The following is a 12,860-nucleotide window of genomic DNA, read 5'->3' on the forward strand; positions in this document are numbered from 1 at the left end:
CATGGGTGTTTATATACCGGATGAGGATATTTATGTTATCGGGTTCAGCAATTGTGACTGCCATTCCCCGACACAGATTGTAAAAGATATGGCAAAAACTTTTTTAAAGGAAGCGAAAAAATAAAATAGCTACCTTAATTAGTTTAAAATCAAAATAAATAATAAAATAGGATGTATATCTTTTGTGTAAAATAATAAAAAGTCCTATTTTTGCCTAAAATCTTTAAGAAATGATAATGATTTTATCAGCATTTTGGCCGTTTTACCAGTTCCTTTGGACCGTATTCTTTATTGTAATGTTCCTTGTAGGATTCTGGTGTATTTTTATGTTCTTCGGTTTCGTCATCCCTTTATGGTTAACTGAAGGCTTAAAAGAATATTTCGGGAAAGTAAAACCTTTCGATCCTGAAGATGTCAGAAGTAAAATGGTATACGAGCAGGAAGGCGCAGAAGTAATTTTCAATGAGCCTAAAGGCCATGGTCCGTTTATTCACGATCACAGCCACGACAGTCACGGACATCATCATTAATTGATTTTGTCATTGTTTTCTCACCTGAATTCTGAGAAAGCAATATCAAAGCAAAACAACATATATAAACCACTTATTGTTTAAGTGGTTTTTTGTTATTCATTCATTTCTTAATTTTTCAGGCGAAACACCGAATTTCTTTTTGAAGGCTCTGGTGAAATTCTGTACATATTCATAGCCGCACTCTATGGCAATTTCTTTGATCATCAGTTCTTTGTTAATGATCAGCTTTTTGGCTTTAAGCATCCTTAATTCTGCAATATAATCGCTCACGGTCATGTTGTACTGAGCTTTAAATTCTTTTCTGATGGTATTCTGGTTAATGCCTATTTTTTTTCCTATTTCCTCAACCCTGATGCTCATGTGGTAATTTTCATCCACAAATCTTTTGATTGTTGAAGGGATCTCAGGCATTTTTTTTACGGTGTTTTTTTCATTGAACTGTTCGAAAATAAGGATCAGGAGTTTAATGATTTTGGCTTCAACAAACAATTTCTGCATCGCACCTTTCTTAGAATAGGTTATAACTTCCTTCAGAATCATGTGCATTTCCACCGTCATATAGGGCGGGCTTTCCTTATGAAGGAAAATATAACGGTTCCGGACCATACTTTCAAAAAGGTCTGCATTCTCTTTACTGAATTTAGGATCGATAAGATGGAGAATATAGCTGTAATTGATCTGAATATGAAAATATCTTAAAGATTCCGGATGTTCCGTCCATAGTTCAGCATTGCTTTCCTGCGTGCTATAATGGAGAATATATTGGTTTTTTTCAAATAAAAATGTTCTTCCGCAGTCTCTGGCTGTAAGACTCACCTTCGGACTCAGTATAAAAAGCAGGTTGAAGCTTGATTCGCTTTCAATCATATTGGCCTTTGAGAGTTTCTCAGGATACAGCTCTTCCTGCATTACAATTTCAATGTCTTCGGACCTGAACAATAATCCTTTACCGGATTGGCTCTTCATAATAAGGGTACACAATATTATTATTTAAATAAAACTCAGTCTGGGATAACAGAAAATTTGGAAATGATAACTTCAAATTAAATAAGGCTGTTACTTTTGCGCAAAGTTAATTATAATTTAGAATAAATAAAAATAATATAATGTTGAATCACTCTTTCCATTTTCTGCCGGCCAAGCGTAGCAGGCTCCAGCTCTTCACATGATATAATATCCCAATATACATTCTGTCAGATCTGAAAAGTGTCTCTGTAAATAAGGATGTATCATTTAATTATAAAAAGTAAAGATCGAAAATCCAGTTTCGCCAAAATTCGGGAACATAAAAATTGGAGAAAAAATTAAAAAACTTATTAAAAAATAGTCTCAGGTATGTTTAAAAAATTATGTTTTACAGGTAAGAAAATTGGCACAGGTATAGGCCTGCTTATTTTAGCAGGAGGTTTTATACAGGCCCAGCAATGGGAAAGCGTCGGGGGCCTGCAGACGGTCTCTGCAGCAGGAACCGGATACAATAATCTGGTCGTGAATAACGGGAAATATTATATTTCCTATTATGATGTTTCTGTTGGAAAGGGTTCTGTGCAGATGTTTGATGGAAATTCATGGGGTTATGTGGGAGGCAGTGCCGGCATCACCACAGATATGGCAACTTATAATTCATTGTCAGTCGATGGTGCCGGGAATATTTATTATACCAATCAGATCGGTTGGCCTGGTGCCGGGATGGGAGTGCGTAAGTTCGACGGAACTTCATGGAACCAGCTGCCGGATGCTTTCCATACCTCCATTAATTATCATGCTTCTGCAGTATCTCCGGCCAATACTCTGTTCGCTTTTTCCAGCCAGAATACAGGAACCGTTCAGCGGTATGGTAACGGAGCCTGGGAACAGGTGGGCAATACCGGATTTTCCGGCGGGTCTGTTTTCGCAGAAATGGTCATCGGGACCAACAATAAAATATATACCTGCAATGTATCAGGCGGAGTAAGGGTTTATGAAAATGCCACAACGGCAACCTCTTCGGACAACTGGTCATTGGTAGGGGGAAGTATCGTAGACGTCGCATCTTCCAGCGAACAGTTTAATTCTGACATTGCTATTGATGCCAGTAATAATCTCTATGTAGCCTATGTTTCCAATTCGGCGAACGGGCAAAAGCTCAACGTGAAAAAATTTAATGGAACAAACTGGATACAACTCGGCAATGCCAATTTCTCTACAGGTAAAGTACAGCATGTAGCAATTGCAGTTACTTCTGAAGGAATCCCTTATGTGGTGGCAAGCCGTTGGGAAAATGATGATTTTTCAAGGAATACAGTCTATCGGTTGGATGCCGTTACGAATACTTGGGGTACTTTTGGAGGAAGCTTTATCTCAGACGGAGAAGCAAAGTTTAATGACCTTGCGGTAGACCATACCAATAATTATCTGGTATTGGCCTATTCGCAGGATGGCACAAAAGTAAAAAGGATGCCTCTTACTCCGGAATGTAACAATACTGATCCGGGAAATAATACCGGCGATCTGGGCTGTGTAAAGTTCAGCTACAGAGGCCAGCCTGTAGCTTATAAAACCGTACGGGGAGCAGACGGGAAAATATGGCTTCAGCAGAATCTGGGAAGTACCCAGGTGGCTGCCTCTTTTGATGACAGCAATTCTTATGGAGATCTTTTCCAGTGGGGAAGATGGGATGATGGCCATCAACTGAGAAATTCAGCTACTGGCGCAGCCCCATCCGTAAATTCCCCTGACGGATTAGCAGGAACCGATGCATTTATATTAGGGTCAGGTTCAGGATCATGGTGGGCCACCAATGCGACCAGCGATGCCTGGAATGCCGTATCTGCATTAAACATTACTTCGGCAATCGGAGCAGATCCGTGCAGATCCATCGGGCAGGGCTGGAGGTTGCCTTCACAAGCAGACTGGGCAGGCCTGATAACGGCTGAAGGAATCGGCAACCCTGCTTCAGCTTATGCCAGTACACTAAAGCTCTCTGCCGCAGGATACAGAAGCAATACCAATGGCGTATTTACCTATGTCGGTGCAAGAGGGTATTACTGGAGTTCCGATACCGCAAATTCCGGAGGGAAATATTTATATATAGGTTCTTCTATTGCCAATGCAGGTTCAGGGGCTCCGAGAGGGCAGGGCGAATCAGTAAGGTGCATCAGGGATATCACCGGATTGTCCACTTCTGAAAATACCCTTACCATTAAACCTGTCAGAATATATCCGAATCCTACCAATGGAATGTTGCATATCAGAACAGATGCATCCGTTGAAAGCGTAACTGTAAGCAATGTTGCAGGACAGAAAATATCGGTTCCGTTTTCTGATCATCAGATTCAAATGCAGGGTCTTGCCAATGGGATGTATATTGTGGAATTAAAGTTCACGAACGGCAGGACTTTATCTGAAAAGGTGATTAAAAATTAATTCTGATTCATCATAAATGATGTAAGAAATCAGCCATTATTGAAGCCGGTTTATTAACATATGGCGCGGGACAAAGTCCCGCGCCATATGCTTCTTACAGATATGAAATTAAGAGGTATAAAAAATCTCATAGCCTAAGGCTGATCTTTTTATGAAAAGGGAGAAAAATTGTCAGAAATGGAGTATTTTAGTTTAACTAAATCCGCTTTATGAAAAAATTCTATTCCGGTATATTTCTATTTGTCATCACATTGATCTTCGGCCAGATAACTTATACCATAACCCCTAACCCTTTTAATGAAACAGATGCTATTACACTGACGGTACCGGGAAGCCTGATTGATGAAGCGGCGTGGGGCATTTCAACCAATGCAGTGTATATCTGGTCATGGTCATTTGATGTCAACTACCAGAACAGTCAGGATTGTCCGACCAATGGAAGCTGGAACAGTTCAAATGAAGCCAATAGATTAAATTATAATTCCGCAACAGATACCTATTCTTTAACCTTTACACCCACTGTTTTCTATGCCAGGACCGGGATCGGAAGATTCGGTTTCCTGCTGAAGGATAAAACAGGAAGCCATCAGACTTCACCCGATATTTTTGTGAACGTCGGCGTTCTCAATCTTGATCTGACCAGTCCGGCGGCTGGGAGTCTCACATCAGTACCGGCAGGAAATTCCATTAATATTACAGCTTCAACCAATGTAAATGCAATATTTCAGTTAAAAGCTAACGGAACGATTGTACATTCCACAACAGTTCCTGCAACTTCATATGCCTACACTTATACCGTTACAGGGGATGCTGATATGGAACTGGTTGCTACCCAGGGCTCAACTTCAAAAACCTCAGCATTTACTTTGCAAGTGCCGAGAACTGTAGTTTCTGAAGCAGTACCAGGCTGGATCAGACAGGGGATTAATTATCATCCGTCAGACAATACAAAAGTAGGCTTGGCCTTGTATGCGCCGGCTAAAAACTTTGTTCATGTCATCGGAAGTTTTAACAACTGGAGTGTAAATGATGCTTACCTGATGAAAAGAGATACTGCAAACCCGGATTTATACTGGATTGAACTGAGCGGATTAACACCGCAACAGATCTATACTTTCCAATACAGGACCAATGATCTTAAAAAAGTGGCAGACCCTTATTCTCCGCAGATCTTATCATCTTATGATGATCAGTATATCTCATCAGCAACATATCCGAATCTGCCAGCGTTTCCTTCAGGACAGGGTTTTGAGGTTTCTATGTTTAAGACAGGGCAGGCTCCTTACATCTGGCAGGTAAATAACTTCCAGCGTCCCACAAAAGAAAACCTGGTAGTGTATGAATTATTGCTGAGGGATTTTACACAGGGAAAAAACTGGCAGTCGTTAATCAATAAAATCGGGTATTTAAAAGGGTTGAATATCAATGCGATCGAACTGATGCCGATCATGGAATTTGAAGGAAACCTTTCGTGGGGCTACAATACCTCTTTCCATTATGCACTGGACAAAGCTTACGGTACCCCGGAAAAGTTTAAGGAATTCGTTGATCTGTGCCACCAGAACGGAATTGCCGTGATTTTGGATGTCGCTTTTAACCATGCCACAGGACGCTCACCATTGGCAAGGCTTTGGAATGTGGACCCCGATGGCGACGGGTACGGAAATGTAGCGGCAAACAATCCTTATTTTAATACTGTTCCCAAGCATTCGTATAATGTATTTAATGATTTCAACCATACAAGTCCTTCCACACAATATTATGTGGAAAGGTGCCTTCAGCAATGGCTGACAGAATATAAAATTGACGGCTTCCGCTGGGATTTGACAAAAGGGTTTACCCAAAACTGTTCTGAAACCGATGAAACCTGTACCAATGCCTACCAGCAGGACCGGGTAGATATCTTAAAAAATTATGCAGATAAACAATGGGCAATTGATCCTGATTCTTATATGATTTTTGAACATTTGGGAACCGATCAGGAAGAACAGCAGTGGGCCAATTACAGGATTGCAGAGGGAAAAGGAGTAATGCTTTGGAACAACCAGAACGGATCATATAACCAGAATACCATGGGATATAAGGAAAATAGCAATTTTGACAGGATGAACCATACGCTTCACGGTTTTACAAATATGCATGCCGTAGGATATGGTGAAAGCCATGATGAAGAAAGGCTTATGTTTAAAAATCTTGCTTACGGTGTGGTAAACGGAAGTTATGATGTTAAGAATTTAAATACAGCTTTAGAAAGAATGAAAGCTTTCGGAGCAACCTTTTTTACCATTCCCGGCCCGAAAATGATCTGGCAGTTTGGCGAACTGGGATATGAATTCAGCATCAACCGCTGCGCAGACGGATCAATTAATAATGCATGCAGGACAGATGAAAAGCCGGTTGCCTTTAATTTGGGATATGATAGTGATGTTAACAGGAAATCGGTATATGATACCTGGGCAAAAATCATTAATATCAGGAATACCTATCCCGTTTTCAGATCAAAAACCTATACGATTGAATCCAATAATCTTTCTAATAATCCGAACGGTTTAATCACAAGAATCTATGTCTATGACAATCTCTTAACTGTCGGAGTGAAAAATGTTGTAGTCCTGGCCAATTATTCCACGTCAGTACAAAATATAGTTCCTTATTTTCCTTACACGGGCCAGTGGCAGAACTTGATTGATAACTCTGTTTCAAATATCACCTCAACAACAAATCCGGTTACGCTTCAGCCGGGGGAATTCAGAATTTTCGGAAATTATGCAGGATCGTTATCAACAGTTGATGAAAATGCATCCGGCAGGCTGTCACTTCAGGTTGCAGATAACCCGGTGAGAAACGGATGGGCAAAATTCATTTACCACAAAGCTAAAAACGGAGAAATTCTTATCTATGAACTGAGCGGTAAAAAGCTGGATTCATTTAAATTAAACAATGAAGATGGAACCTATGATTTTAAGGTAAATTATCCGGCAGGGACTTATCTGGTTCATTTAAAATCCGATACCGGAACAGCGATCCAGAAAATGATTGTTCAGTAATGTATTTAAAAGTAATACTTAACTTTATTTTAAAATAATTCAGCATTAAGCTGAAGATCAGATTAAATTTCCAAAAGCTCATGAAAATGGGCTTTTTTTGTTACTGATCAATCCGTATCTTTGCCAACTAAATTTTTACTATGTCTAAATCATTAATTCCAAAATTAGAAGCGATAAAACAGAGATATAATGAGGTGGCAGACCTTATTATTCAGCCTGATATTATTTCTGATCAGAAAAAATATTCTTCATTAAATAAAGAATACAGCGATTTAGGAAAAATTGTACGGGTTTACGATCAATATAAAAATGCTTTGGACAATATTGCAGAATCTGAAGAAATCATTGCAGACGGTTCAGACAGAGACCTGGTGGATATGGCCAAAGAAGAAAAAATGGAAGCTCAGGGCAAACTTCCGGGACTGGAAGAAGAATTGAAAGTTCTTTTGATCCCTAAAGACCCTGCCGATGATAAAAACGTGATTGTGGAACTCCGCGCCGGAACCGGTGGTGATGAAGCCGCTATTTTTGTGGAAGATGTATACAGAGCATATTCTATGTTTTTTAAAACCAAAGGATGGAAGCACGAAATTACTGATTCCAACGAAGCGGCTAAAGGCTACAAAGAACTGATCTTAAAAGTGGAAGGAGAAGGCGTATACGGAATTATGAAATTCGAATCCGGAGTTCACCGGGTGCAGCGTGTCCCGGAAACCGAATCCCAGGGCAGGGTCCACACTTCGGCGATTACCGTTGCCGTTTTACCGGAAGCGGAAGAAATTGATTTTGAATTAAACCCTGCCGATATCGAAATGCAGACTTCACGTTCAGGCGGTGCGGGTGGACAAAATGTAAACAAGGTTGAAACCAAGGTACAGCTGACGCACAAACCTTCCGGAATGGTAGTTATCTGTCAGCAGGCCCGTTCTCAGCTGGCCAACCGTGAATTGGCCATGGAAATGCTTCGTACCAAACTATATGATATTGAAGTTCAGAAATCCGTAGGGGATATTGCGGCACAGCGTAAATCAATGGTTTCTACCGGCGATCGTTCCGCAAAGATTAAAACCTACAATTATCCGCAAGGAAGGGTTACTGATCACAGAATCAACAAATCGATGTACAATCTGGATGCGTATATGAATGGTGACATTTCCGAAATGATCGATGCTGTAATCATGGCTGAAAATGCCGAGAAAATGAAAGGGGAAGAGGAAAATTATTAATTTTTCTTTTTAAAAGATTTGAAGCTTCTGAGAAATCAGGAGCTTTTTTCGTTTTTCAGTCCTGGTAATTTTTAGAAATGAAATGGATAAAAATGTATCGGAAACTTTAAAGGATTAAAGATCATTTTCTCTCAGCTAATCGTACTTGGTTCTGAAACACTTTTTTTATTCCCTCAACTTTACGTATTTTTGAGAAAATCCATCACAATGAATTTCAAACCTGTCCTATTAACCGCTGGAGTCTTGTTTTCAGCAACTTTTTATTCTCAGAAAATGAATTATCCTAAAGCCGTAAAAGGAAACCAAAGCGATACCTATTTCGGAACTGCCGTGGCAGATCCGTACAGAGATTTGGAAAATGATTCCGAACCTACTAAAAAATGGGTAGATGAAGAAGTGACATACAGCCAGAATTATCTTTCAAAAATTCCTTTCAGGGATCAGATTAAAAATCAGCTGAGAGACATCTGGAATTATGAAAAAATATCGGCACCTTTCAAGGAAGGAGATTATACTTATTATTATAAAAACGACGGACTGCAGGCACAATCCGTTTTATATAGAACAAACAATAAAACAAAAGCTACGGAAGTTTTTCTCGATCCCAATAAGTTTTCAGAAAAGGGAACCACCTCGCTTGCCCAATTGTCATTTAATAAAAAAGGAAACCTGGCAGCCTATTCCATTTCAGAAGGCGGAAGCGACTGGAACAAAATCATTATCATCGATGCCGTTTCTAAAAAACAGATCGACGAAACGCTGTCAGATGTAAAATTCAGCGGGATTTCCTGGCAGGGAGATGAAGGGTTCTACTATTCAAGCTATGATAAGCCGAAAGAAGGAACCGTACTCTCTGGAATGACAGATAAGCACAAAGTATATTTCCATAAATTAGGGACAAAACAATCCGCTGACCAATTGGTTTTCGGAGGAGACAAAACGCCCAGAAGATATCTTGGCGCGGGAGTTTCCGAAGATCAGCGGTATTTAATTATTTCAGCAGCCAATGCCACCAATGGAAATGAACTGTATATTAAAGACTTAAAGAACGGAGGTGATTTTATTCAGATCAATAAAGGATTTGATATCAATGCCAGTGTTGTTGATACCCAGGGAGATGATATTTTCATTTTTACGGATAAAGATGCCCCGAATATGCGTCTGGTAAAAACGACGATCAAAAATCCGTCTCCTGAAACCTGGAAGGATGTCATTCCCCAGACTGAAAACGTGTTGGCTATCTCAGGCGGCGGCGGTTATTTCTTCGCAACTTATATGGTCGATGCCATCGATCAGGTGAAGCAATACGATAAAACAGGGAAATTAATAAGAGAGATCTCCCTTCCCGGAAAAGGGAATGTTTCAGGGTTCGGCGGCAAGGAAAAAGAAAAAGAGATGTATTATTCTTTCAGCAACTATATCACACCGGGAACCACCTATAAATTCAATGCAGATACGGGAACCTCAGAAGTGTATCAGAAGCCTAAAGTAAAGTTTAATCCTGAAAATTATATTTCAGAGCAGGTGTTCTACACTTCAAAAGACGGGACAAAAATCCCGATGATGATCAATTATAAAAAAGGGACGAAACTTGACGGTAAAAACCCAACAATCTTATATTCTTACGGAGGTTTTAATATCAGCCTGCAGCCAGCTTTCTCCGTAGTCAATGCCATCTGGATGGAAAACGGAGGAATTTATGCGGTTCCCAACATCCGCGGGGGTGGTGAATACGGGAAAAAATGGCATGATGCGGGAACGAAAATGGATAAGAAAAACGTCTTCAATGATTTCATCGCAGCCGGAGAATATCTGCAGGCTAAGGGCTATACTTCAAAAGAATACATGGCACTTTCCGGAAGGTCGAATGGCGGATTGCTGGTAGGTGCCACCATGACCATGCGTCCTGATTTGGCAAGAGTGGCCTTTCCGGGAGTTGGCGTTCTGGATATGCTGAGGTACAACAAATTTACAGCCGGAGCAGGCTGGTCTTATGATTACGGAACAGCAGAAGACAGCAAAGAGATGTTTGAATATTTAAAATCTTATTCTCCGGTTCATAATGTGAAGGCAGGAACCTGCTATCCTTCAACCATGATTATCACAAGTGATCATGATGACAGGGTAGTTCCGGCGCATTCCTTTAAATTCGGTGCAGAACTGCAGGAAAAACAGGCCTGCAATAATCCGGTTTTATTAAGAATTGAAAAAAATGCAGGCCATGGAGCAGGAAGGGCAACCGATCAGGTAATCAGCGAAAATGCAGATCTTATCTCTTTTGCGTTGTTTGAAATGGGGATTAAGAAATTGGGAAAATAATGAACGGTCGTTGATCTTAATGATAATGTTGGGATCAATCCTTGAAATCTATAGGGGCGGAATTGCACGAGTGCAATTCCGCCTTTTTCTTGAGAAAATTAACGTAAAATTATTATCTCAAAAATGTGTAATTTTAGCCGTATAATAAATCTGCCAGTATGAGACGGGACGTTCAGAATAAAACTCCTCAATTTAACATAACCGGGAAAACATTGGAAATCTACCAGTTTGAGAAAGACGGACTGCAATTAAAATCTTCGTATAAAAAAGAAGATATTAAAGATGAATCCTTAACACAGACTTCTCCGGGCATAGCACCTTATCTGCGGGGGCCATACTCTACCATGTATGTTCAGAAACCCTGGACCGTCCGTCAGTATGCGGGATTTTCAACAGCGGAGGAATCCAATGCTTTTTACAGAAGAAATCTGGCGGCAGGACAGAAAGGACTTTCTGTAGCTTTCGACCTGGCAACGCACAGAGGCTATGATTCCGATCATGCAAGGGTGGTTGGTGATGTCGGGAAAGCAGGAGTTGCCATTGATTCTGTAGAGGACATGAAAATTCTATTCAATGAAATTCCGTTAGACCAGATTTCGGTTTCCATGACGATGAACGGAGCCGTTCTGCCTGTTTTATCGTTCTATATTGTAGCGGCAGAAGAGCAGGGCGTTTCCCAGGAATTGCTTTCGGGAACCATCCAGAATGATATTCTCAAAGAATTCATGGTAAGGAATACCTATATTTATCCGCCGGCACCTTCGATGAAGATCATCGCCGATATTTTTGAATATACTTCCAGGCATATTCCGAAATTCAATTCCATTTCCATTTCAGGATATCACATGCAGGAAGCAGGTGCTACACCAGTTCTGGAAATGGCCTATACGCTCGCAGATGGCCTTGAATATGTACGGACCGGAATAAAGGCCGGAATGAAAGTGGATGATTTTGCACCGAGATTATCCTTTTTCTGGGCTATTGGAATGAACCATTTTATGGAAATTGCCAAAATGAGGGCGGCAAGATACATCTGGGCAACCCTTTTAAAGCAGTTTGATCCTCAGAATCCCAAATCATTAGCTTTAAGGACTCATTCCCAGACTTCGGGCTGGTCTTTAACAGAGCAGGAACCATTTAATAATATTACCAGAACAGCCATTGAAGCATTGTCTTCGGCGTTGGGCGGAACTCAGTCCCTGCATACCAATGCTTTGGATGAAGCCATTGCGCTTCCGACAGATTATTCAGCAAAAATTGCGAGGAATACCCAGATTATCCTTCAGCAGGAAAGCGGGATCTGCGATGTCGTTGATCCTATGGGCGGAAGTAATCTGGTGGAAAGCCTTACCCAGCTGATGATTGAAGAAGCCATGAAATACATCGATGAGGTAGAGCAGGAGGGCGGAATGACCAAAGCGATTGAAGCCGGAATCCCGAAGATGAGAATTGAAGAGGCGGCCGCTAAAAAACAGGCGAAAATTGACAGCGGTGAAGAATTTATCATCGGGGTCAATTCATTCAGATCGGTTTTAAAGCAGGGCCAGATTGAAATTTTAGATATCGATAATACCGAAGTCCGCAGAAAACAGATTGAAAGACTGAACAGGATAAAGGCTGAAAGGAACGCTGATGCTGTTGAACAGATTCTGAACGAAATCAGGGAATCTGCAAAATCAGGGAAAGGAAACCTTCTGGCCTTGTGCATTGAAGCAGCGCGGAGAAGGGTAACGCTGGGTGAAATGAGCGACGCGATGGAAGAAAGTTTCGGCAGATATAAAGCCAATATAAGAACCATTTCAGGAGTATATGCGATGAATGCAGGTAAAAACGAATATTTTGGAAAAGCACTGGAGCTTACAGAGAAGTTCGAGGAAGAAGAAGGGCGCCGCCCAAGGCTGATGGTTGCCAAAATGGGTCAGGACGGTCATGACAGAGGCGCGAAAGTGGTAGCCACGGCATTTGCGGATATGGGATTTGATGTAGATGTTGCCCCACTGTTCCAGACTCCTGAAGAAGTTGCCAGGCAGGCGGTAGAGAATGATATTCATATCCTAGGGGTTTCTTCTCTGGCGGCAGGCCATAAAACCCTGGTTCCTCAGGTGGTGGAAGAATTGAAAAAACTCGGCGCAGATGATATTACTATCGTTGTCGGCGGAGTGATCCCGCAGCAGGATTACGAATTTTTATATGCCAACGGTGCCGATTTTATTTTTGGCCCGGGAACGAATTTACCGAAGTGCGCAGTGGATATTCTGAAAAGGTTTTTAGATTAATTTAACTTAAATACCTCATAAGTTGCATGGCTTTTGTACTGTTAACCACAATAT

8 protein-coding genes are annotated in these 12,860 nt (G+C 40.9%); 7 read left to right on the forward strand and 1 reads right to left on the reverse strand.

Annotation, left to right across the window (positions count from 1 at the left end):
• Nucleotide 1: 1 nt before the first annotated feature.
• Both H561_RS24380 and H561_RS0110255 read left to right on the forward strand, forming a co-directional pair.
• Complete coding sequence (locus H561_RS24380; RefSeq protein ID WP_262486240.1) at nucleotides 2-124, forward strand: hypothetical protein; 123 nt, start codon at nucleotides 2-4, stop codon at nucleotides 122-124.
• A 112-nt stretch (nucleotides 125-236) separates the two neighbouring features.
• Nucleotides 237-530 (forward strand): hypothetical protein, encoded by a 294-nt coding sequence (locus H561_RS0110255; RefSeq protein WP_027386911.1) that lies wholly within the window; start codon nucleotides 237-239, stop codon nucleotides 528-530.
• A gap of 99 nt (nucleotides 531-629) precedes the next feature.
• Here H561_RS0110255 and H561_RS0110260 read toward each other — a convergent pair whose 3' ends face one another.
• Nucleotides 630-1,499 carry a helix-turn-helix domain-containing protein gene (locus H561_RS0110260; RefSeq protein WP_027386912.1) on the reverse strand — a complete coding sequence of 290 codons (870 nt, stop codon included), beginning with the start codon at nucleotides 1,497-1,499 and terminating at the stop codon, nucleotides 630-632.
• Nucleotides 1,500-1,868: 369 nt separating this feature from the next.
• Between H561_RS0110260 and H561_RS0110265 the strand changes: the two genes are divergently transcribed.
• From H561_RS0110265 to scpA, 5 genes are all read left to right on the forward strand, one after another.
• A complete protein-coding gene (locus tag H561_RS0110265) occupies nucleotides 1,869-3,938 on the forward strand; it encodes a T9SS type A sorting domain-containing protein (protein WP_027386913.1) in 2,070 nt (689 codons plus the stop codon).
• A 209-nt stretch (nucleotides 3,939-4,147) separates the two neighbouring features.
• On the forward strand, nucleotides 4,148-6,985 hold the full coding sequence (locus tag H561_RS0110270; protein WP_027386914.1) for an alpha-amylase family glycosyl hydrolase: 2,838 nt from the start codon (nucleotides 4,148-4,150) through the stop codon (nucleotides 6,983-6,985).
• 140 nt (nucleotides 6,986-7,125) lie between these two features.
• Entirely contained in the window at nucleotides 7,126-8,211 is a 1,086-nt protein-coding gene (prfA, locus tag H561_RS0110275; protein ID WP_027386915.1) for a peptide chain release factor 1, read from the forward strand.
• 207 nt (nucleotides 8,212-8,418) lie between these two features.
• Nucleotides 8,419-10,530 (forward strand): prolyl oligopeptidase family serine peptidase, encoded by a 2,112-nt coding sequence (locus H561_RS0110280; protein ID WP_027386916.1) that lies wholly within the window; start codon nucleotides 8,419-8,421, stop codon nucleotides 10,528-10,530.
• A gap of 158 nt (nucleotides 10,531-10,688) precedes the next feature.
• The gene (gene scpA, locus H561_RS0110285) at nucleotides 10,689-12,806 is read left to right on the forward strand and encodes a methylmalonyl-CoA mutase (protein WP_027386917.1); all 2,118 of its coding nucleotides are present in this window, start codon (nucleotides 10,689-10,691) and stop codon (nucleotides 12,804-12,806) included.
• Nucleotides 12,807-12,860: the final 54 nt, after the last annotated feature.

It is taken from the genome of Chryseobacterium gregarium DSM 19109, from assembly GCF_000430845.1.
GTDB lineage: Bacteria > Bacteroidota > Bacteroidia > Flavobacteriales > Weeksellaceae > Chryseobacterium > Chryseobacterium gregarium.